This is a genomic window from Streptomyces sp. SID3212, from assembly GCF_009865405.1.
In the GTDB taxonomy this organism is placed as follows: Bacteria; Actinomycetota; Actinomycetes; order Streptomycetales; family Streptomycetaceae; genus Streptomyces.
The window spans coordinates 1-21,449 of record NZ_WWJY01000941.1 but is presented as its reverse complement, the minus strand read 5'-3'; the positions used below and the strand labels follow the sequence as shown (position 1 = coordinate 21,449).

General features: G+C 70.7%; 19 protein-coding genes. 3 read left to right on the top strand and 16 right to left on the bottom strand.

What is annotated here, in order from left to right; all coding sequences use genetic code 11:
* Positions 1-304: 304 nt before the first annotated feature.
* The 11 genes from aroQ to rpsD form a co-directional block, all read right to left on the bottom strand.
* Positions 305-745 carry a type II 3-dehydroquinate dehydratase gene (gene aroQ / locus GT042_RS28130; protein WP_161311521.1) on the bottom strand — a complete coding sequence of 147 codons (441 nt, stop codon included), beginning with the start codon at positions 743-745 and terminating at the stop codon, positions 305-307.
* Positions 742-1,836 carry a 3-dehydroquinate synthase gene (gene aroB / locus GT042_RS28125; RefSeq protein WP_161311520.1) on the bottom strand — a complete coding sequence of 365 codons (1,095 nt, stop codon included), beginning with the start codon at positions 1,834-1,836 and terminating at the stop codon, positions 742-744. Before aroB ends, aroQ begins: the two co-directional genes overlap by 4 nt.
* A complete protein-coding gene (locus tag GT042_RS28120) occupies positions 1,833-2,390 on the bottom strand; it encodes a shikimate kinase (protein WP_161311519.1) in 558 nt (185 codons plus the stop codon). Before GT042_RS28120 ends, aroB begins: the two co-directional genes overlap by 4 nt.
* A complete protein-coding gene (gene aroC, locus GT042_RS28115) occupies positions 2,387-3,571 on the bottom strand; it encodes a chorismate synthase (protein ID WP_161311518.1) in 1,185 nt (394 codons plus the stop codon). Before aroC ends, GT042_RS28120 begins: the two co-directional genes overlap by 4 nt.
* Positions 3,572-3,745: 174 nt before the next feature.
* Complete coding sequence (locus GT042_RS28110; protein WP_161311517.1) at positions 3,746-4,591, bottom strand: shikimate dehydrogenase; 846 nt, start codon at positions 4,589-4,591, stop codon at positions 3,746-3,748.
* Positions 4,572-6,443 carry an endolytic transglycosylase MltG gene (gene mltG / locus GT042_RS28105; RefSeq protein ID WP_161311516.1) on the bottom strand — a complete coding sequence of 624 codons (1,872 nt, stop codon included), beginning with the start codon at positions 6,441-6,443 and terminating at the stop codon, positions 4,572-4,574. Before mltG ends, GT042_RS28110 begins: the two co-directional genes overlap by 20 nt.
* A gap of 121 nt (positions 6,444-6,564) precedes the next feature.
* Positions 6,565-7,029, bottom strand: a complete 465-nt coding sequence (gene ruvX / locus GT042_RS28100) for a Holliday junction resolvase RuvX (RefSeq protein ID WP_161311515.1) — start codon at positions 7,027-7,029, stop codon at positions 6,565-6,567.
* A gap of 44 nt (positions 7,030-7,073) precedes the next feature.
* Positions 7,074-9,743: an alanine--tRNA ligase gene (gene alaS, locus GT042_RS28095; protein ID WP_161311514.1), complete on the bottom strand. Its 2,670-nt coding sequence runs from the start codon at positions 9,741-9,743 to the stop codon at positions 7,074-7,076.
* Positions 9,743-10,090, bottom strand: a complete 348-nt coding sequence (locus tag GT042_RS28090) for a hypothetical protein (RefSeq protein WP_161311513.1) — start codon at positions 10,088-10,090, stop codon at positions 9,743-9,745. The genes alaS and GT042_RS28090 overlap by 1 nt, the downstream gene beginning before the upstream one ends.
* A gap of 7 nt (positions 10,091-10,097) precedes the next feature.
* Positions 10,098-10,541 (bottom strand): DUF948 domain-containing protein, encoded by a 444-nt coding sequence (locus GT042_RS28085; protein WP_161311512.1) that lies wholly within the window; start codon positions 10,539-10,541, stop codon positions 10,098-10,100.
* Positions 10,542-10,767: 226 nt separating this feature from the next.
* Positions 10,768-11,382, bottom strand: a complete 615-nt coding sequence (gene rpsD / locus GT042_RS28080; RefSeq protein WP_161311511.1) for a 30S ribosomal protein S4 — start codon at positions 11,380-11,382, stop codon at positions 10,768-10,770.
* A gap of 182 nt (positions 11,383-11,564) precedes the next feature.
* Between rpsD and GT042_RS28075 the strand changes: the two genes are divergently transcribed.
* Positions 11,565-12,275, top strand: a complete 711-nt coding sequence (locus GT042_RS28075; RefSeq protein WP_161311522.1) for a DUF2470 domain-containing protein — start codon at positions 11,565-11,567, stop codon at positions 12,273-12,275.
* A 28-nt stretch (positions 12,276-12,303) separates the two neighbouring features.
* On the opposite strand, the gene GT042_RS28070 is transcribed toward GT042_RS28075, so the two are convergent.
* From GT042_RS28070 to GT042_RS28055, 4 genes are all read right to left on the bottom strand, one after another.
* Positions 12,304-13,659 (bottom strand): replication-associated recombination protein A, encoded by a 1,356-nt coding sequence (locus tag GT042_RS28070; protein ID WP_161311510.1) that lies wholly within the window; start codon positions 13,657-13,659, stop codon positions 12,304-12,306.
* A gap of 94 nt (positions 13,660-13,753) precedes the next feature.
* Entirely contained in the window at positions 13,754-14,392 is a 639-nt protein-coding gene (locus GT042_RS28065; RefSeq protein WP_161311509.1) for a vitamin K epoxide reductase family protein, read from the bottom strand.
* 111 nt (positions 14,393-14,503) lie between these two features.
* Positions 14,504-15,766, bottom strand: a complete 1,263-nt coding sequence (gene hisS, locus GT042_RS28060; protein WP_161311508.1) for a histidine--tRNA ligase — start codon at positions 15,764-15,766, stop codon at positions 14,504-14,506.
* 13 nt (positions 15,767-15,779) lie between these two features.
* Positions 15,780-16,502: an MBL fold metallo-hydrolase gene (locus GT042_RS28055; RefSeq protein WP_161311507.1), complete on the bottom strand. Its 723-nt coding sequence runs from the start codon at positions 16,500-16,502 to the stop codon at positions 15,780-15,782.
* Positions 16,503-16,723: 221 nt separating this feature from the next.
* On the opposite strand from GT042_RS28055, the gene GT042_RS28050 reads away from it, so the two are divergent.
* Both GT042_RS28050 and GT042_RS28045 read left to right on the top strand, forming a co-directional pair.
* Positions 16,724-17,521 carry a peptidylprolyl isomerase gene (locus tag GT042_RS28050; protein WP_161311506.1) on the top strand — a complete coding sequence of 266 codons (798 nt, stop codon included), beginning with the start codon at positions 16,724-16,726 and terminating at the stop codon, positions 17,519-17,521.
* A 150-nt stretch (positions 17,522-17,671) separates the two neighbouring features.
* A complete protein-coding gene (locus GT042_RS28045; RefSeq protein ID WP_161311505.1) occupies positions 17,672-18,901 on the top strand; it encodes a DUF349 domain-containing protein in 1,230 nt (409 codons plus the stop codon).
* 107 nt (positions 18,902-19,008) lie between these two features.
* On the opposite strand, the gene GT042_RS28040 is transcribed toward GT042_RS28045, so the two are convergent.
* Positions 19,009-21,402 (bottom strand): bifunctional (p)ppGpp synthetase/guanosine-3',5'-bis(diphosphate) 3'-pyrophosphohydrolase, encoded by a 2,394-nt coding sequence (locus GT042_RS28040; RefSeq protein ID WP_345943951.1) that lies wholly within the window; start codon positions 21,400-21,402, stop codon positions 19,009-19,011.
* Positions 21,403-21,449 lie beyond the last annotated feature (47 nt).

Sequence of the window (21,449 nt, the reverse complement as noted above, 5' to 3'; positions counted from 1 at the left end):
GCCCGGCGCGGGCGGCTGCCCCTGCGCGCCGGGGGGAGGTGCCTGGTGCGCCCAACCGCCGGGTCCGTGCGCCGACCCCTGGTGAGGCGGCAGCGGAGCCCCCACTGCGTGCTGCATCCGGTGCCACTCCGTCTCGTGCGACTGACTCAACTCGTCCGGCCGACTCGTTCGACCGGCCGGTTCGTACGCCTGGCTGGTGCGTCTGACGCCGGGCCCCGGTCGCATGGTTCCCGCGCTGCGACACGGTACCGCCCCCCGCCGTCCCTCTGGGAACGGCCGGGGGCGCACGTGAGTGCCCGGTCCGTCAGCCGGTCAGTTCGTCCGCGAGCGCCCGCAGCGCCAGCCGGTACGAGCCGATCCCGAAGCCCGCGACCGTACCGCTGGCGACGGCCGCGACCACCGAGGTGTGGCGGAACTCCTCGCGTGCGTACGGATTCGAGAGGTGCACCTCGATGAGCGGTGCGGTTCGCTGGGCCGCCGCGTCCCGCATCGCGTACGAATAGTGCGTGAACGCCCCGGGGTTGAGCACGACCGGGATCGAGCCGTCGGCGGCCTCGTGGAGCCAGCGGATCAGCTCCCCCTCGTCGTTCGTCTCCCGGACGTCCACCTCGAAGCCCAGCTCCTTGCCGAGCGCCTGGCAGACCTCCACCAGACCGGCGTAGGACGTCGACCCGTACACGTCGGGCTCCCGTGAGCCCAGCCGTCCGAGGTTCGGTCCGTTGAGGACCAGCACCGGCCTGCTCACGCCGACACCTCGCCGTACGCGGCGAGCAGGACGGCCGGGTCGGGACCCTCCAGGACGGTCGGCTTGGCGAGCCCGTCGAGCACGATGAACCGCAGCAGGTTCCCCCGCGACTTCTTGTCGATCTTCATGTTCTCCAGCAGCTTGGGCCACTGGTCGGCGCGGTACGTGAGCGGCAGGCCGACGGACTCCAGGACGGCGCGGTGCCGGTCGGCCGTCGCGTCGTCCAACCGCCCGGCCAGGCGGCCCAGTTCGGCGGCGAAGACCATGCCGACGGAGACGGCGGCGCCGTGCCGCCACTTGTACCGCTCGTTCTTCTCGATGGCGTGCGCCAGCGTGTGGCCGTAGTTGAGGATCTCCCGCAGCCCGGACTCCTTGAGGTCGTTGGAGACGACCTCGGCCTTGACGCGGATCGAGCGCTCGATCAGCTCGGCGGTGTGCGGTCCTGCGGGTGTACGGGCACCCTGCGGGTCGGCCTCGACCAGGTCGAGGATCGCGGGGTCGGCGATGAAGCCGGCCTTGATGATCTCGGCCATGCCGCTGACGTAGTCGTGCACACCCAGCGAGTCCAGGGCGGCGAGGTCGCAGAGCACCCCGGCGGGCGGGTGGAAGGCCCCGACCAGGTTCTTGCCCTCGGCGGTGTTGATGCCGGTCTTGCCGCCGACGGCCGCGTCGACCATGGCCAGCACGGTCGTCGGGAGGGCGATCCAGCGCACGCCGCGCAGCCAGGTGGCGGCGACGAAGCCCGCCAGGTCGGTCGTGGCGCCGCCGCCGACGCCGATGATCACGTCGGTACGGGTGAAGCCGGTCTGCCCTAGTGCCTTCCAGCAGTACGCGGCGACCTCGACGGTCTTGGCCTCCTCGGCGTTCGGCACCTGCACGGCGACGACGTCGTACCCCTGGTCCGTGAGGTCCTGGCGCAGTGTCTCGCCGGTCTCGGCCAGCGCCTCGGGGTGGATGACGGCGACGCGCCGGGCCTGGGGGCCGATGAGCGCGGGCAGTTCACCGAGCAGCCGCCGGCCGACCAGTACCTCGTACGGCGCGTGGCCCGCGCTGCCGCCGACCTGGATGCGGGTGGACTCCTGGTCTGTCATACGAGCTTCTCCTTGCCGGGGGTCCGGGGGGCCGTCCCGGGGGAATGCTTGAGCTCCAGCGCGTCGAGGACGGCTTCCGCGACCTCGTCCGGGGTGCGGTCGTCGGTCGCGACCACCACCCGCGCGACGTCCGTGTAGTGGTGCCTGCGGGCCTCCATCAGCTGCTTCCACTGCTGGCGCGGGTTGATGGCGAGCAGGGGGCGGGCGGTGTTGAGCCCGACGCGCTTGACGGCCTCGCCGACCTCCATCGTCAGGTAGACGACGGGCAGTCCGGCGAGCAGGTCGCGGGTGGCCGCGTCGAGGACCGCTCCGCCGCCGAGTGCCAGGACGCCGTCGTGCTCGGCGACCGCGAGCCGTACCGCCTCGCGCTCCAGCTCACGGAAGCGCGGCTCGCCGTCGTCCACGAAGATGTCGGCGACCGTCCTGCCCTCGCCGGCGACGATGTCGGCGTCCGTGTCGCGGTAGTGGGTGCCCAGGCGTTCGGCGAGCAGCTCGCCGACGGTCGACTTGCCGACCCCCATGGGCCCGACCAGCACAACAACGGGGCCGGTCATCGGATCACCAGGTTCTTCAGGTACGACTCCACGTTGCGGCGGGTCTCCGGCACGCTGTCGCCGCCGAACTTCTCCGCGACGGCGTCCGCGAGGGTGAGCGCGACCATGGCCTCCGCGACGATCCCGGCGGCCGGCACGGCGCACACGTCGGAGCGCTGGTGGTGGGCCTTGGCCGTCTCCCCCGTCACGACGTCGACGGTGGCCAGCGCGCGGGGCACGGTCGCGATGGGCTTCATCGCGGCCCGTACGCGCAGCAGTTCGCCGGTCGTCAGGCCGCCTTCCGTACCGCCGGACCGGCCCGAGGTGCGCCGGACGCCGTCCTCGGTGGCCACGATCTCGTCGTGCGCCTGCGAGCCGGGGACCCGGGCCAGCCCGAAGCCGTCGCCGACCTCGACACCCTTGATCGCCTGGATGCCCATCAGCGCGGCGGCCAGCCGGGCGTCCAGCCTGCGGTCCCAGTGGACGTGCGAGCCGAGCCCGACGGGCACGCCGTACGCCAGTACCTCGACCACACCGCCGAGGGTGTCGCCGTCCTTGTGGGCCTGGTCGATCTCGGCGACCATCGCCTTGCTCGCGTCCGCGTCGAGGCAGCGCACGGGGTCGGCGTCGAGCCGCTCGACGTCGGAGGGCTTCGGGTAGACGCCGTACGGTGCCTTGGCCGCGGCCAGCTCCACGACGTGCGAGACGATCTCGATGCCGGCCGTCTCCTTGAGGTACGAGCGGGCGACGGCGCCGAGCGCGACCCTGGCGGCGGTCTCCCGCGCGCTGGCGCGCTCCAGGATGGGCCGGGCGTCCGCGACTCCGTACTTCTGCATGCCCGCGAGGTCGGCGTGGCCGGGGCGGGGCCGGGTGAGGGGTTCGTTGCGGGCCAGTCCCGCCAGCACCTCGGGGTCGACCGGATCGGCCGACATGACCTGCTCCCACTTGGGCCACTCGGTGTTCCCGACCATGATCGCGACGGGCGACCCCATGGTCAGGCCGTGCCGTACGCCGCCGAGGAAGGTGATCTCGTCACGCTCGAACTTCATCCGCGCGCCGCGACCGTAGCCGAGGCGCCGCCGGGCGAGGTGGTCCGCCACCATCTCCGTGGTGATGGGCACACCGGCGGGAAGACCCTCCAGCGTCGCCACCAGGGCGGGGCCGTGCGACTCCCCCGCGGTCAGCCAGCGCAACCTGCTCAACGGTGCTCCTCTACTCGCGCCCGGAACTGCATCGGCGCCACCGGGTGCGCGGCCCTGGCCCGCCGTCTCCGATCCTCCCACGATCGCGGGCGCGGACCGCCCGCCGGTCCAGAAAACGGACAGAGGCGGCTTGATCCGGCCGGATCCGTGGCCAGGGGGCCGGCCGGACAGGCGTCAGCGGGAGGCGAGCGCCTGTTCGCCCGCCTTGCGCATCACCGGCAGGGGCGCGGGGACGCGGCCCGTCATCATCTCGACCTGGAGGACGGCCTGGTGGACGAGGAGATCGAGGCCGCCGACCACCTGGCCGCCCCGCGCGGACCACGCGGCGGCGAGGGCGGTGGGCCAGGGGTCGTACAGGACGTCGAAGAGCGTGCCGGGGTGGTCGGGGACCTGCCCGGCGAGCACGTCCGAGGCGCCGGCCGGGGTGGTGGCGACGACCAGCGGGGCGTCGAGCGCCCCGGCCGCGTCCGCCCAGTCCGCCGTACGGACCTCGACGCCGAGGCGGGCTCCCCAGCCGCGCATCTCGGCGGCGCGGGTCTCTCCCCGTACGTAGGCGGTGACTGGGCCCGTACAGACGCGGGCGAGCGCGGCGAGCGCGGACGACGCGGTGGCGCCCGCGCCGAGGATCGCGGCCGACTCCACCGTGGTGACGCCCCGCTCGCGCAGGGCGGCGATCATCCCGGGGATGTCGGTGTTGTCGCCGGTACGCCGGCCGTCGGCGCCGAGGATCACGGTGTTGACCGCCTCCACGGAGGCCGCGGTGCCGGTGATGTCGTCCAGGAGCGGGATGACCGCGCGCTTGAGCGGCATGGTCAGCGACAGCCCGGCCCAGGACGGGTCGAGCCCGCCGAGGAAATCGGCGAGCCCCGTCTCGGTGACCTCGAAACGGTCGTACGACCACGTGGTCAGGCCGAGTTCGCCGTAGGCCGCGCGGTGCAGTACGGGCGACAGGGAGTGCGCGATGGGCGACCCCAGGACGGCCGCCCGGCGGATCCCCGGACTAGTTGCCCTGCTTGGCATTGAATTTGTCCTTGAGTTTCTGGAACTCCTCGTACGTCTTGGCGAATTCGGTCTTGTGCACACCGTCGGTCGCCACGAAGTACAGCCAGCCGTCCGAGGTCGGATCGAGCGCCGCTGCCAGCGCCTCGCCGCCCGGGTTGCTGATGGGTCCCGGCGGGAGACCCCGCTGCGTGTAGGTGTTGTACGGGTCCTGATTGCTGTTGATCTCGGACTCGCTGATATTGATGTTGCTCTCGCCCTGGAGGTAATTGAAGGACGAGTCGAACTGGAGTTTCTGGTTGGTCTCCGTGTTGGTGGGCTTGAGGCGGTTGTAGACCACCTCTGCCATCTTCCGGAAGTCGTCGTGCGTCTTGCCCTCGACCTGGACGAGGCTGGCGATGGTGATCATCTCCCACGGGCCGTCGACCTTGAACTTCTTGGCGTTGGCCTCCAGGTCGAGTTTCCCGTATTCGGCGTTCGCCCGGGACACCATCTTCTTGAGGACGGATTCCGGTTTCATGCCCTTGGCGACCGGATAGCTCGCCGGATAGAGGAAACCTTCCAGCGGGTCCTTGAGGTTCTTGTGGCCCTGTGCCCAGTCCGGCAGGCCGAGGCTGTTGATCTGCTTCTTCGCGACGGCGGCGGTGGTTCCCTTGTCGAGCTTGAGCCTGTCGTCGATCATCTTGTAGATCTCGGCATTGCGCTTGCCCTCGGGAATGACCAGCGCGTTGTGACTGGCCGGGTCGAGCATCGCCTTGACGGCGTTCTCGCCCGACATTCCCTTGCGCAGCGTGAAGACCCCCGCCTGGACGAGATTGCCCTTCGGGTTGTTCTTCTGCGCCTCGACAAAGGCGCCCTCGCTCTTGATCACGCCGTTCTTCACCAGGATCGCCGCGATCGCGTATCCCCCGGAGTCCGGCGGGATCTCCACCTGTACCTCGGTGGTGCCGGCGCCCGTGAAGTCCGGCGGGGGGCCGAAGCGGTCCTGGTAGAAGGTGTAGCCGACGTAGCCGATCCCGCCGACGCCGCCCACGAGCACCACGGCGAGGACGAGGCAGGCGCGGCCGTTGCCGCCCTTCTTCTTTTTCGCCGACTTGCCACGACGGTCATGGCTGTCCCGGCCGTCCCGGCCGTCGTCCTCGTCGTCGTGTCCGTCGTCGTCCTCGTCGTCGTTCCGGGGGTCCCGGGTGCCGGACGCGTCGTCGTCGCCCGTGAAGAAAGGGTGGGTCTCCGGGGGCTGCTGGGCGTCCCACTCGTTCTCCGGAACCGCCGGAGCGGCCGGAGCCGCCGCAGCGGCGGGGGCCGGTGCCTGCGGCTGCTGGCGCTGCTGCGGCCCGGGCGGGGGGTACGCGCCCTGGGCGCCGTAGTAGTCCTGGCCCTCCGGGTACCCGCCCTGCTGCTGGGCCGCGTAGGGGTCGGACGGATTCCCGTCGTACACCATCGCGGCCTGCTGCTGGGGGTCCCAGGCTCCCGTACCGGGGTGGTACTGCTGCTGGTGCGGCACGTGCTGCTCGCCGTACCCCTGCGGCTGCTGCTGGTACTGCTGCTGCCCCTGGTACTGCTGAGGGTCCTGGTACTGCTGCGGATTCTGCTGGTACTGCTGGGGATCCACGTACTGCTGCTGCGCGTCGTACTGCTGCCCGCCGTTGTACGGCTGCTGCTGGTACTGCTGCTGTTGCTGGTACGGATCCTGACCGGCCTGACCGGCGTCGTACCCCTGCTGCGGATACTGCTGCTGAGGGTGCTGCGGCTGCTCGCCGTAGGGAACGCCCTGGCCGTCCGCCGCCTGCGGCGCTCCCCACCCCTGATCCCCGTACAAGGGATCTTCGGGGTGCCACGGTTCGGAGCCGGGGCCCCGGCCATAGTCAGTCATCGATCCCCTAGAGCCGCGAGGCGGCGGCCGTGGCACCAGCGGTACGGCGTCCGTTTCGCCTCTTGCTGTGCGGCAGCTGTTCGAACACCGCCGCATCGCGCGGAACGTTACCGTACCGCGATCAGATGACCACTTCGACGCCCTCGCCCGGGGCTTTGCCGGAGCCTCGTTCGGCTTCCAGGGCACTCTGAAGGATGACAACCGCCGCCACCTGGTCGATGACGGAGCGGCCCTTCTTTGACTTCACGCCGGAAGCACGCAACCCCTGGCCGGCGGTCACCGTACTCATCCGCTCGTCCACCAGTCGTACCGGCACGGGTGCGACGCCCCGCGCGACCTCCTGTGCGAACGTACGTACCTTCGCCGCGGCGGGTCCCTCACCGCCGTTGAGGGACCGGGGCAGGCCGATCACGACCTCGATCGGCTCGTACTCCTCGACGAGTTGCCGCAACCGCCGGTGGGCGGCCGGGACGTCACGTCCCGGCACGGTCTCCACCGGCGTGGCGATGATCCCGTCGGGGTCGCACGAGGCGACCCCGATCCGGGCGTCCCCAACGTCGATCGCAAGCCTGCGTCCGCGTCTCATGTGAGCCGTTCCACGGCCGCCGGTACGGGGGTTTCCACGGGGCGTCAGGCCGTCTCGGCGACAAGGCGCTCGACCGCGGCCACGGCGTCCCCGATGGCCTCCGGGTTCTGCCCGCCGCCCTGGGCGACGTCCGGCTTGCCGCCGCCTCCGCCACCGAGGGTCCTGGCGGCGGCACGCACCAGCTCACCGGCCTTGAGGCCGCGCTCCCGGGCCGCCTCGTTGGTGGCGATGACCGTCACGGGACGGCCGCCCGACGTGGTGAACAGGGCGACGACCACCGGCCGGTCACCGGGCATCCGGCCGCGCACGTCGAGCACCAGCTTGCGCAGGTCGTCGGCCGACGTGCCGTCGGGGACCTGGCCGGTCACCAGGGCCGTACCGCGCACGTCCTTGGCGCTGTCGGCGAGGCCGCCGGCGGCGGCCAGCACCTTCTCGGCGCGGAACTTCTCGATCTCCTTCTCGGCGTCCCGCAGCTTGGAGAGCATCCCGGAGATCTTCTCGGGCAGCTCGTCGGAGCGGCCCTTGACCAGCTCCTGGAGCTGGGCGACGACGGTGTGTTCCTTGGCGAGGAAGTTGTACGCGTCGACGCCGACCAGGGCCTCGATCCGCCGTACGCCGGAGCCGATGGACGACTCGCCGAGCAGCTTCACCAGCCCGAGCTGGGCCGTGTTCCTGACGTGCGTACCGCCGCACAGCTCCTTGGAGAAGTCGCCGATCGTCACCACGCGGACGCGCTCGCCGTACTTCTCGCCGAACTCGGCGATGGCGCCCTGCTTCTTGGCCTCGTCGATGGACATGACCTCGGCCTGGACGTCCAGTTCACGGGCGAGCACTTCGTTGATCTTCTGCTCGACGTCGGTGAGGACCGTGCCGGGTACGGCGGCGGGCGAGCCGAAGTCGAAGCGGAAGCGGCCCGGGGAGTTCTCGGAGCCGGCCTGGGCGGCCGTGGGGCCGAGGGCGTCGCGCAGCGCCTGGTGCGTCAGGTGGGTGGCGCTGTGGGCACGGGCGATGGCCCGGCGGCGGTTGAGGTCGATGGCGGCCTGCACGGGGGCGCCGACCGTCACCTCGCCGACCTGGACGACGCCCTTGTGCACGGAGACCCCGGGCACGGGCTGCTGGACGTCGCGGACCTGGATGACGGCACCGGTGTCGAGCCGGATCCGCCCCTGGTCGGCGAGCTGGCCGCCGCCCTCGGCGTAGAACGGCGTGCGGTCGAGGACGACCTCGACCTCGTCACCCTCCGTGGCGGCCGGTGACGACACCCCGTCCACGAGCAGGCCGACGATGGTCGACTCGTTCTCGGTGGAGGTGTAGCCGGTGAACTCGGTGGAACCGCTGTTGTCGGCCACGGCGCGGTAGGCGGAGAGGTCGGCGTGGCCGGACTTCTTGGCCTTGGCGTCGGCCTTGGCGCGCTCGCGCTGCTCCTTCATGAGCCGGCGGAAGCCGTCCTCGTCCACGGAGAGGCCCTGTTCGGCGGCCATCTCCAGGGTGAGGTCGATGGGGAAGCCCCAGGTGTCGTGGAGCAGGAAGGCCCGGTCGCCGGAGAGCACCTGGCCGCCGGCGGCCTTGGTCTCCGTGACGGCGGTGTCGAGGATGTTCGTCCCGCCCTTGAGGGCCTTGAGGAAGGCGGCCTCCTCGGCGAGGGCGACGGTCTCGATGCGCTTGCGGTCGGTCTCCAGCTCCGGGTACTGCTCGCCCATGGTCCTGATGACCACGTCGATCAGCTCGGCGACGACCGGCTGGGTGGCGCCGAGGAGACGCATGTTGCGGATGGCGCGGCGCATGATGCGGCGCAGCACGTAACCGCGGCCCTCGTTGCCGGGGGTGACGCCGTCTCCGATGAGCATGGCGGAGGTGCGCATGTGGTCGGCGACCACGCGCAGCGAGACGTCCGAGCCGTGCTCGGCGCCGTAACGCACGCCGGTCAGCTCGGTGGCCTTGTCCATGACGACGCGCAGGGTGTCGGTCTCGTACATGTTCTGTACGCCCTGGAGAATCATGGCGAGGCGTTCGAGGCCGAGACCGGTGTCGATGTTCTGCGACGGTAGGTCGCCGAGGATCTCGAAGTCCTCCTTGCCGGTGCCCTCGCCGCGCTCGTACTGCATGAAGACCAGGTTCCAGATCTCCACGTAGCGCTCGTCGTTGACGGCGGGGCCGCCCTCGACGCCGAAGTCGGGGCCCCGGTCGTACATGATCTCCGAGCAGGGACCGCAGGGGCCCGGCACGCCCATCGACCAGTAGTTCTCCTTCTTGCCGAGGCGCTGGATGCGCTCGGCGGGGAACCCGACGACGTCACGCCAGATGCGCTCGGCCTCGTCGTCGTCCTCGTACACCGTGACCCAGAGCCTGTCCGGGTCCAGGCCGTAGCCACCGTCGGCCAGCGAGCTGGTGAGCAGCTCCCAGGCGAGCTTGACGGCGCCTTCCTTGAAGTAGTCGCCGAAGGAGAAGTTGCCGCACATCTGGAAGAAGGTGCCGTGGCGGGTGGTCTTGCCGACCTCTTCGATGTCCGGGGTACGGACGCACTTCTGCACGCTGGTGGCGCGCGGGAACGGCGGCTTGACCTCGCCCAGGAAGTACGGCTTGAAGGGCACCATGCCCGCCGGAACCAGGAGGAGAGTCGGGTCGTCCGCGATGAGCGACGCCGAAGGGACAACGGTGTGACCGCGCTCCTCGAAGAAGCTCAGCCAGCGACGGCGGATTTCGGCCGACTCCATCAGTGGTCCTCATTCCGGTTGTGCGGGTTGTAGGGGTTCGTGCCGGAGCGCGGGGCTCGGGGCTTCTCGGTGTACTCGATCGCCGTGACGCGCCGGGGCGCGGGGAGCGCCGGGTCCGCCGGTGCCTCCAGGCCCAGTGCCTCGCCCAGCTCGGCCTCGCGGCGGACCATTCCGGTCCGCACGTCGAGGGCGAAGTCCTTGAGTTTGTGACCGGCGTCGATCGCCTTGTTCGCGGCCTGCGCGGCGAGGGACTCGGGGGTCAGCTGCCGGAGCTTGCGGTTGACCTTGGTGGTCGCCCACACGCCGGCCGCCGCGCCCGCGGTGAACCAGAACGTACGGCGGAACATCGCTGCCTCAGCCCTTCTTGTTCCTGCGCCTGGCGGCAGGCACCGTACGGCCCACGACCGTGCGGCGCGCTCCGCGCTCGGGGCCGGCGCTCCCGGCGGCCGGGGCGCCCTTGCGGCTCAACGCCTGCCGTACGCCGTAGCCGAAGGCCGCGACCTTGACGAGCGGGCCGCCGAAGGTCGAGGCGACCGTCGAGGACAGCGCGGAGGCGTTGGAGGTGACTTCCTGGACGTCGGTCGCGATGGCGTCGACGCGGTCGAGCTGGGTCTGCGCGGAGCGTACGGTCGCCGACGCCTCGGCGAGCAGCGGTACGGCCTGCTCGGTCACGTCCGCGACGAGTCTGGTGGCCGCCTTGAGTGTCTGGGCCAGCCTCACCAGCACCACGGCGAGGAAGGAGACCAGAATCGCCCAGAACACGGCCACGAGGATCCCGGCAACTTCTCCACCGGTCACGCTGCACCGCTCCCCTGCTTGCTCGGTCGAATCGCTTGGTGAATCGCTTGGTCGGATCGGTCCGTCGGAGCGTCGTTTCCCGCTCCGCCGACGAGGTACGACCCTATCGCGCCGAGGGTCGGGGCCCGTACCGCATTACGGCCCGGCGCAAACGCGGAAACCCGCCTCTTCCGCACCGGTGACGGCGGGGAAGAGGCGGGCCGGAACGCTGTGGAGGTACGCCTGATCAGCGGGCGTAGTACTCGACGACCAGCTGCTCGTCGCAGATGACCGGGATCTCCTTGCGCTGCGGGTCACGGTCCAGGCGGAACGCCAGGGCCTTCAGGTTGACCTGGAGGTAGCGCGGGGTCTCGCCGTCGGTGTCGTAGCCACCTTCGCGCGCGACCTGGAAGGGGACCTTCTCGCGGCTGCGCTCGCGGACCATCACGACGTCGTCGGGACGGACACGGAAGGACGGCTTGTCGACCTTGCCGCCGTTGACCTCGATGTGGCCGTGGACGACCATCTGACGGGCCTGGTAGATGGTGCGGGCGATGCCCGAACGCAGGACCAGGGCGTCGAGGCGGCGCTCCAGCTCGACGACGAGCGCTTCGCCCGTCTTGCCTTCGGCCTTCTTGGCGCGGTCGTAGGCGCGGGCCATCTGGCGCTCGCTGATGTCGTACTGGGCGCGCAGGCGCTGCTTCTCCAGCAGACGAACCTTGTAGTCCGAGTTCTGCTTGCGTCCGCGGCCGTGCTCGCCCGGCGGGTAGGGGCGGGCCTCGAAGTACTTGACTGCCTTCGGCGTCAGCGCGATACCGAGCGCGCGTGACTTCTTGACCTTGGGACGCGACTGGTTAGGCACGTTCTCCAGACCTCCATGTAGGTTAGGTTAGGCTCACCTTACTCAAAGGAGATCGCATGTCTCGCCCTGGGAACACCACGCGCATCACAGACAGCCTCGACAGCCCGCAGAAGGGGGTCGATTCGACGGAGGTCCGATCAGCTCATGGTCAGCCGCGTCCCAGCGGGCTTGAAACCGATCGGATGCCGTCAGCAGCCGAACGCACACGAACTCTCGTACAGAGTACATGCTCGGCGGTACTGGTCATTCCCGGTCTGGACGGGGCCGTGCCGTACCAGCTGATGCCCGACGCGCGGACCGTCGGGAGCGACGGCGAGGTGCTCATGGTGTTCTCCGCGGAGTCCCCGGCGGCGCGGGCGGCCACCCACGCGCAGGACGACGAGCTGACCGCGGTGCTGGAGATCACGGACGTGGCGCCGGTGTCTGTGCCCCACCGGATCCGGGGGCGGGCCTGGCTCTCCGGCCGGCTGACGCGCGTACCGGACCGGGAGGCGGAGCCGGGGCGGGTGATCCTGCGGCTGGAGGTCGGGGAGGCGTGCGTGGACGACCTGTGGGGCGCGGAGAGCGTCGAGGCCGAGGACTTCGTGGCGGCGGTCGCCGATCCGCTGGTGGAGCACGAGGCGGAGCTGCTCCAGCACCTGCACGCGGCGCACGGCGCGGAGGTCCAGGGGCTGCGCGGGCTGCTCGGCGTGCGGGCCGAGGGTCCTTCGGGCGCGGGCACGGCCGCCGTACCGGTCGCGCTCGACCGCTTCGGGCTGCGGGTGCGCTTCACCGGGGTCCGGTGCTTCGACGCCCGCTTCGACTTCCCCGAGCCGGTCAAGGACGTCGGCGGGCTGCGGCGGGCCATGCACACGCTGTTCGACGCGGTGTCCTCGGCGCCGTCCGGCGACTGAGGGCGACTGAGAAGGAGGCCGGGGCGGCTCAGGAGCCGTCCCCCCGCAGCCGCTCGCGGACCTTGTCGACCACGTCCGCGTAGCGCGCCTCCGCGCCGTACCGCGTCGGTTCGTAGTACTGCCGGCCCGCGACCGACTCCGGCGCGTACTGCTGGGCGGCGATCCCGCCCGGTACGTCGTGCGGATAGACGTACCCCTGAGCGTGGCCGAGCTTGGCCGCGCCCTTGTAGTGGCCGTCGCGCAGGTGGGGCGGGATCTGGCCGGTCAGTCCCTTCCGTACGTCTTCCAGAGCGCCCCCGATCGCCAGCGTCGCCGCGTTCGACTTCGGGGCCAGGGCGAGGGCGATCGTGGCGTGGCTGAGGGTGAGCGCGGCCTCCGGGAAACCGATCATGGCGACGGCCTGGGCGGCGGCGACCGCCAGCGGCAGGGCCGCCGGATCCGCCAGGCCGATGTCCTCGCTCGCCGAGATCATGAGGCGGCGGGCGATGAACCGGGGATCCTCCCCCGCGTCGATCATCCGCGCCAGGTAGTGCAGCGCCGCGTCCACGTCCGAGCCCCGGATGGACTTGATCAGCGCGCTCGCCACGTCGTAGTGCTGGTCGCCGTCCCGGTCGTACATCACCGCCGCCCGGTCGACCGTCTCCTCGACCGTCCCGAGCGAGATCTCCTCCTCGCCCTTGGCGAGCGCGGCTCCGGCCGCCGCCTCCAGCGCGGTCAGCGCGCGCCGCGCGTCCCCGCCCGCGATCCGCAGCAGGTGCGCCTCGGAGTCACCGGGGAGGGTGACCGCGCCTCCCAGGCCCCGCTCCTCCGTCAGGGCCCGGCGCAGCAGGCTGGTCAGATCCTCGTCGGTGAGCGGCTCCAGCGTCAGCAGGAGGGAGCGGGAGAGCAGGGGAGAGATGATCGAGAAGTACGGATTCTCGGTGGTCGCGGCGATGAGCGTCACCCAGCGGTTCTCCACCGCGGGCAGCAGGGAGTCCTGCTGGGCCTTGCTGAACCGGTGGATCTCGTCGAGGAAGAGGACGGTGTCCTTGCCGAAGCCGCCGGAGGCCCGGCGGGCGCCGTCGATGACGGCCCGTACCTCTTTCACGCCCGCGGTGATCGCGGAGAGCTCCACGAAGCGTTTGTTCGTCGCCTTGGAGACCACGTACGCCAGGGTCGTCTTGCCGGTGCCCGGCGGTCCCCAGAGGATCACGGACGAGGGGCCCGCGGGGCCGCCGCTGCCCTCACCGACCAGCCGGCGCAGCGGGGACCCGGGCTTGAGCAGATGCCGCTGGCCCACCACTTCGTCCACGACGCGCGGGCGCATCCGGACGGCCAGGGGGCTGCTGGACGGGTCCTTCTCCTGGCGCTCTTCGGCGGCTGCGGTAAAGAGGTCTGGCTCCACGTGTGAAGCCTATGCCAGCCCACTGACAGTCCGGCCGGTGCGAAGGCGCCGCCCCCCCTGCCGGGACGGGACAGCCGGCCGGGCCGGCCGGCGGTCAGCCGGTCCAGAAGTCCCACCAGCGGATCAGGATCAGCACCCCGATGAGTCCGATGTGCAGGGCGGGCAGGACCCAGGTGAACTCGCTCAGCAGGCTCCGCAGCCCGGCGGGCGCGTGGATGATCCCGTGGCGGAGGTTGTGGGAGGTCACGTACCAGAACATGACGATCGTGCCGACCCAGGCCAGGCAGCACCACAGGCACAGGGAGTTGATGTTGTAGAGGGACTGGTACTGGAGCCAGGTGCAGAATCCGACCCCGAAGAGCGTGCCCGCGTTCAGCCCCAGCCAGAACCACCGGCGGTAGCGCGCCCCGGCGAGCAGCGCCAGACCGATCCCCATCACCACGGGATAGGTCGCCAGCCCCAGCATCGGATTCGGGAACCCGAACGCCGAGGCCTGCGCGCTCTTCATGATGTTCCCGCACGACACCACGGGATTCAGACTGCATCCCGGGGTGAAGTTCGGGTCCTCCAGCAGCTTGAACTTGTCCAGCGTGATCACCCACGCCGCCAGCAGCCCCATCGCACCGGTGATCACGAGCATCACCGCGAACGCCCGGCCGGCACCGACCGCGCCGGGGGCGCCGCCGCCTTCCTCGCGGTCCGAGGAGACGTCGTCGAGCGTTGCACTGGTCATGTCTGTGATCCGTCGCTGTGTGGCCTGGGCCTGTGGGGTGGGCAGGCCCATTGTGCCGTACGTGCCCTCATCTCCACCGTTCGGTGGAGATAAGGACCCGGGTACGGGGGCTCAGCCGAGCCGGCTCCCGATCTCCGCCACCAGGGCGTCGACGGCGACCGGAACCTGCTCGCCGGACTCCATGTCCTTGAGCTGGGCGACCCCCTCGGCGAGATCACGTTCCCCGGCGACGATCGTGAACCGCGCGCCCGACCGGTTGGCGTTCTTCATGTGGCCCTTGAGACCTCGCTCGCCGTACGAGAAGTCCGCGGCGATCCCGGCCTTGCGCAGGTCCGTGACCACGGCGAAGAGCAGGCGCCGCGCCTCGTCGCCCAGGGCGACCGCGTACACGGTGACCGGGGCGGGCAGCGCGAGCGTGATGCCCTCGGCCTCCAGCGCCAGCACCGTACGGTCCACGCCGAGCGCCCAGCCCACGGAGGGCAGCGCGGGCCCGCCGATCATCTCGGACAGCCCGTCGTACCGGCCGCCGCCGCCCACGGCGGACTGCGCGCCGAGCCCGTCGTGGACGAACTCGAAGGTCGTACGGGTGTAGTAGTCGAGCCCCCGGACGAGCCGGTCGTCGTCCTCGTACCCGACACCCGCCGAGGCCAGCAGCGCACGGACCTCGTCGTGGTACGCCCGGCAGGCGTCGCACAGGTAGTCCCGCAGCAGCGGCGCGCCGACGAGCTGCTTCCGTACCTCGGCGCGCTTGTCGTCCAGCACGCGCAGCGGGTTGATGTCGATGCGGCGGCGCGTCTCCTCGTCCAGGTCGAGCCCGCGCAGGAAGCCCTGGAGGGCTTCGCGGTAGACCGGCCTGCACTCCTTGTCGCCCAGGGAGTTGAGGAGGATCCGGAAGTCCCGCAGGCCCAGCGAGCGGTACGCCTGATCGGCCAGGATGATCAACTCCGCGTCCAGCGCGGGGTCCTCGGTGCCGATCGCCTCGGCCCCGACCTGGGAGAAGTGGCGGTAACGGCCCTTCTGTGGGCGCTCGTAGCGGTAGTACGAGCCGGAGTACCAGAGCTTGACGGGCAGGTTCCCGGCCTTGTGGAGGTTGGCCTCCAGCGCGGCGCGCAGCACCGAGGAGGTGCCCTCGGGGCGCAGCGCCAGCTCGGAACCGCCCTTGGTGGTGAGGGTGTACATCTCCTTCGTGACGATGTCGGTGGACTCACCGACACCGCGCGCGAAGAGCTCGACGTCCTCGAAGCCCGGGGTCTCGGCATAGCCGTAGCCCGAGGTGCGCAGCGGGGCGGAGATCGCGTCCCGGACGGCGAGGTAGACCGCGGAGACCGGGGGGAGAAGGTCGTAGGTCCCCTTGGGGGCCTGGAAGGTGCTCATGGGGTTCGCTGTTTCACATTCCTCGTCGCGGAGCGGCTTCCTGGCCGCCTCCGAGGCCGGCGGCCACCTCCCGCAGATACGGGTTGGTGGCGCGCTCCCGGCCGATGGTCGTCTGGGGGCCGTGGCCCGAGAGCACCACGGTCGAGTCGTCGAGCGGCAGGCACACGCGGGCCAGCGATTCGAGCATCTCGGCGTGGTCGCCGCCGGGCAGGTCGGTGCGTCCGACGGAGCCGGCGAACAGCAGATCACCCGAGAACAGCACCGGCGGGATGTCGTCCCCACCGGCGGCCTCGGGCAGTCCGAAGGTCACCGACCCCTTCGTATGGCCGGGCGCGTGCGCGACGGTGAGGTCGAGACCCGCCAGGCGCAGCACGGCGCCGTCGGTGAGCACCCGCACGTCGGACGGCTCGCCGATCGTGATCCCGTCCATCAGCGGCGTCCCGATCGAGCGGCCGAGGCCCTTCGCCGGGTCGCTCATCATGTACCGGTCGGCGGGGTGGATCCACGCGGGCACGTCGTGCGCGCCGCAGACGGGGACGACGGAGGCGACGTGGTCGAGGTGGCCGTGGCTGAGGAGGACGGCGACGGGCTTGAGCCCGTGCTTGCGTACGGTGTCCGCGACGCCCTCGGTGGCCTGGTGGCCGGGGTCGATGATCACGCACTCCTCGCCCGCGGCGGGGGCGACCAGGTAGCAGTTGGTCCCCCAGGCCCCGGCGGGGAACCCGGCAATGAGCACGATCGTCCTTAGATGTCGAGGGGGCGAGATGTCACCGATGTCCCCGAATCCCCGATGTGGACCCCGGGAAACGGCGCCGCGGCGCTTCAGGTGCGGCGATGCGGTGCATCAGAGCCTACCGGCGCTGCTCATTCCACAGCTAACCCATATACCGTACGGGGCCAGGGCCAGGGGCCCTCAGCACCACGACCCAGCATCACGACGAACGAGGAGAAGACCCGGTGGCAGGGACCGATCAGCGGCGGCGGCAGCTCGCCCGGGAGAAGTTCGAGCGGCAGCAGCAGCGCAGGGTGGAGGCCCGTCAGAAGGCCAAGCGGCGCAATGTCATCATCGCGTCCGTGCTGGCCGTCGTGGTGGCCGCCGGCGGTGCCGCGTACGCCGTGGCAGGTCTGAGCGACGGCGACAAGGACGGCAAGAGCGACGCCGCAGCCCCGGCGACCTCTCCTCCCGCGTCGCCCGAGCCGACCGAGGCCGCCTCCCCCGAGCCGAAGATCACGATCGACAAGACGGCCGAGTACACGATGTCGCTCAAGACGAACGTGGGGGACATCGCCATCGCGATGGACGCCGCGAAGACGCCGAGCACCGTGAACTCGTTCAAGTCCCTCGCGGACAAGAAGTACTTCGACAACACGAAGTGCCACCGTCTGACCACCCAGGGTATTTTCGTGCTCCAGTGCGGCGACCCCAAGGGCGACGGCACGGGCGGCCCCGGCTATACGATCCCGGACGAGAACCTCAAGTCCCTGGGCAAGCCGGCCGCCGACGGCGCGGTGACGTACAAGGCCGGGACGGTCGCGATGGCCAATACCGGCCAGCCGCACACCGGTGGCAGCCAGTTCTTCCTCGTGTACAAGGACACCAAACTGCCCCCCACGTACACCCCGTTCGGCACGATGGACGCGGACAGCCTGAAGGTCGTGGATGCCGTGGCCAAGGCCGGTGTGGACGGTGCCACGGGCGACGGCGCCCCCAAGAAGGCCGTCACCATCGAGAAGGGCACGGTCGACAAGACGTGACCCTCTGAATTCGGCCGTGCGGAGTGCGGACAGCCGGCCCGCCGGTCGCCTAGATTGGCGGGGTGGAGGACGGGCGCGAGCCCGTCCCAGGAAACTGTGGACGATGCCCGGGGGCGAACTCCCCCGCAGGCATCAGGTGGAGGAGGCGCTGTGAGCAGCGACCCGTGGGGCCGTGTCGACGAGACGGGCACCGTGTACGTGCGTACGGCCGACGGCGAACAGGTCGTCGGATCCTGGCAGGCAGGCTCTCCGGATGAGGCTCTGGCCTATTTCGAGCGCAAGTACGAGGGCCTGGTTGTCGAGATCGGCCTCCTCGAACGGCGGGTGAAGACCACCGACCTGTCCGCGAAGGACGCGACGGCGGCCATCGACCATCTGCGCGGCCAGGTGGACGAGCACCACTCCGTGGGCGACCTGGACGCGCTGCGCAAGCGGCTCGACGCCCTGGTCGCGACGGTCGACGCGCGCCGCGAGGAGCGCAAGGTGCAGCGGGCGAAGCAGACCGACGAGGCCAAGGTGGCCAAGGAGGCGCTCGTCACCGAGGCCGAGGAGCTGGCGCAGAGCGACCAGTGGCGGTCGGCCGGCGAGCGGCTGCGGGCGCTCGTGGACATCTGGAAGGGCCTGCCCAGGCTCGACCGGAAGTCGGACGACGAGCTGTGGCACCGCTTCTCGCACGCGCGCTCGGCGTTCTCCAAGCGCCGCAAGGCGCACTTCGCCGCCCTCGACGCGCAGCGCGAGGACGCCCGTAAGGCGAAGGAGAAGCTGGTCGCCGAGGCGGAGACGCTCTCCAAGTCCACCGACTGGGGCGACACGGCCGCGCGTTACCGCGAGCTGATGACGGACTGGAAGGCGGCGGGCCGCGCCCAGCGCGAGGCCGAGGACGATCTGTGGAACCGTTTCCGCGGTGCGCAGGACGTCTTCTTCGCGGCGCGCGGTGAGGTCTTCGCCGAGCGGGACGCGGAGCAGACCGAGAACCTGAAGGTCAAGGAGGATCTCGCCACCGAGGCCGAACGGCTGGTCCCGGTGAAGGACCTCAAGGCCGCCAGGGCCGCCTTCCGCGCTCTCAACGAGCGCTGGGAGGCCGTGGGGCACGTGCCGCGCGACGCCCGGCCGCGGGTCGAGGGCCGGATGCAGGCGGTGGAGCGGGCTCTCCAGGAGTCCGAGGAGAACGAGTGGCGCCGTACGAACCCGGAGGCACGCGCGCGTGCCGCGGGTCTGACGGGTCAGCTCCAGGCCGCCGTCGACAAGCTGCGCGGGCAGATCGACACGGCGCGCGCGGCGGGCAACAACGCCCGGGCGGACAAGCTCGCCAAGGAGCTGGAGGGCCGGCAGGCGCTGCTGGACCAGGCGCTCAAGGGTCTCCAGGAGTTCGGCGGCTGACACGCCGCGCCGGATGACATCGGCGTACGAAGAGGCTCCCCGCACCTCGTGTGCGGGGAGCCTCTTCGTACGGGCGGGTCCTGGGCGGACTGGGCGGACTGGGCGGACTACGGCCGGCGCGCCGACGTCACGCGGTAGACGTCGTAGACGCCCTCCACGCCCCGTACCGCCTTCAGGACGTGCCCGAGGTGCTTGGGGTCGCCCATCTCGAAGGTGAAGCGCGAGGTGGCCACCCGGTCGCGGGACGTCTGGACCGCCGCCGACAGGATGTTGACGTGCTGGTCGGACAGGACGCGCGTGACGTCCGACAGGAGCCGCGACCGGTCCAGCGCCTCGACCTGGATGGCGACCAGGAACACCGAGGACTGGGTCGGCGCCCACTCGACTTCGAGCATCCGTTCGGGCTGTTGCGAGAGCGAGTCCACGTTGACGCAGTCCGCGCGGTGCACGGAGACGCCCGCGCCCCGGGTGACGAACCCGATGATCGGGTCGCCCGGTACCGGCGTACAGCAGCGGGCGAGCTTCACCCAGACGTCGTCCACGCCCTTGACGACCACGCCGGGGTCCGCGCTGGAGCGGCGCTTGCTGCGGCCGTGCGACGGCGGGGCCGTCTCGGCGATGTCTTCGTTGGCCGCCTCCTCGCCGCCGAGCGCCTGCACCAGCTTCTGGACGACGCTCTGCGCCGTCACATGGCCTTCGCCGATCGCCGCGTACAAGGACGAGATGTCGGGGTAGCGCATCTCGTGCGCGAGGGTGACCAGGGAGTCGCCGGTGAGGATCCGCTGGATCGGCAGGTTCTGCTTGCGCATCGCCTTGGCGATGGCGTCCTTGCCCTGCTCGATGGCCTCGTCGCGGCGCTCCTTGGAGAACCAGCCACGGATCTTGTTCCTGGCGCGCGGCGACTTGACGAAGCCCAGCCAGTCGCGGGACGGGCCCGCCCCGGACGCCTTGGAGGTGAAGACCTCCACCAGGTCACCGTTGTCGAGCGTCGATTCGAGCGGGACGAGCCGCCCGTTGACCCGTGCCCCTATGGTCCGGTGGCCGACCTCCGTGTGGACGGCGTAGGCGAAGTCGACGGGGGTGGCCCCGGCCGGCAGCGCTATGACGTCGCCCTTCGGCGTGAAGACGAAGACCTCGTTGCGCGACAGGTCGAAGCGCAGGGACTCCAGGAACTCACTGGGGTCCTCCGTCTCCTTCTGCCAGTCGAGCAGCTGGCGCAGCCACGCCATGTCGTTGACGGTGTCCTGGCCGCCGACCCTGCTGGTGGACCGGGGCACGTCGGTGCGGACCTTGGAGGTGCCGGCGACGGCCTCCTGCTTGTACTTCCAGTGCGCGGCGATGCCGTACTCCGCGCGGCGGTGCATGTCGAACGTACGGATCTGGAGCTCGACGGGCTTGCCGTTGGGGCCGATGACCGTCGTGTGCAGCGACTGGTACATGTTGAACTTGGGCATCGCGATGTAGTCCTTGAACCGCCCCGGGACCGGGTTCCACCGGGCGTGGACGGTGCCGAGCGCCGCGTAGCAGTCACGGACGGTGTCGACCAGGACACGGATGCCCACCAGGTCGTAGATCTCCGCGAAGTCACGGCCGCGGACGATCATCTTCTGGTAGACGCTGTAGTAGTGCTTCGGCCGGCCGGTGACGGTGGCCTTGATCCGGGCCGCGCGCAGGTCGGACTGCACCTCGTCGGTCACTATGGCGAGGTATTCGTCCCGCTTGGGGGCGCGCTCGGCGACGAGCCGCACGATCTCGTCGTACATCTTGGGGTAGAGGATCGCGAAGGCGAGGTCCTCCAGCTCCCACTTGATGGTGTTCATGCCCAGGCGGTGGGCCAGCGGCGCGTAGATCTCCAGCGTCTCGCGGGCCTTCTTCTCCTGCTTCTCCCGCTTGAGGTAGCGCATCGTGCGCATGTTGTGCAGCCGGTCGGCGAGCTTGATGACCAGGACACGCGGGTCCTTGGCCATGGCCACGACCATCTTGCGTACGGTCTCGGCCTGCGCGGCCTCGCCGAACTTGACGCGGTCCAGCTTGGTCACGCCGTCGACCAGCAGCGCGACCTGGTCGCCGAAGTCACGGCGCAGGGTGTCCAGGCCGTACTCGGTGTCCTCGACCGTGTCGTGCAGCAGGCCCGCCATCAGGGTGGCGGGGTCCATGCCCAGCTCGGCGAGGATCGTCGTCACGGCGAGGGGGTGCGTGATGTACGGGTCGCCGCTCTTGCGCTTCTGGCCGCGGTGCCAGCGCTCGGCGACCTGGTACGCGTTCTCGATCTGGCGGAGCGTGGCGGTCTCGATCTTCGGGTCGTTGCCGCGCACGGTCCGCAGCAGCGGCTCCAGGACCGGGTTGTACGTGGACGAGCGCTGCACGCCGAGCCGGGCGAGCCTGGCCCGTACCCGGTTGGAGGACCCGCCGGTACGGGGCGGGGTCGCGGGCGCCGGCTTGGGCGCGGTGACCGGGGTCGAGGGCAGCTCGGGCGCGGGCTTCGCGGCCCGCGGCTCCACGGGCGCGGGGGTGCCGGGCGCCGGCCGGCCGTTCTCCGCCGCCTTCG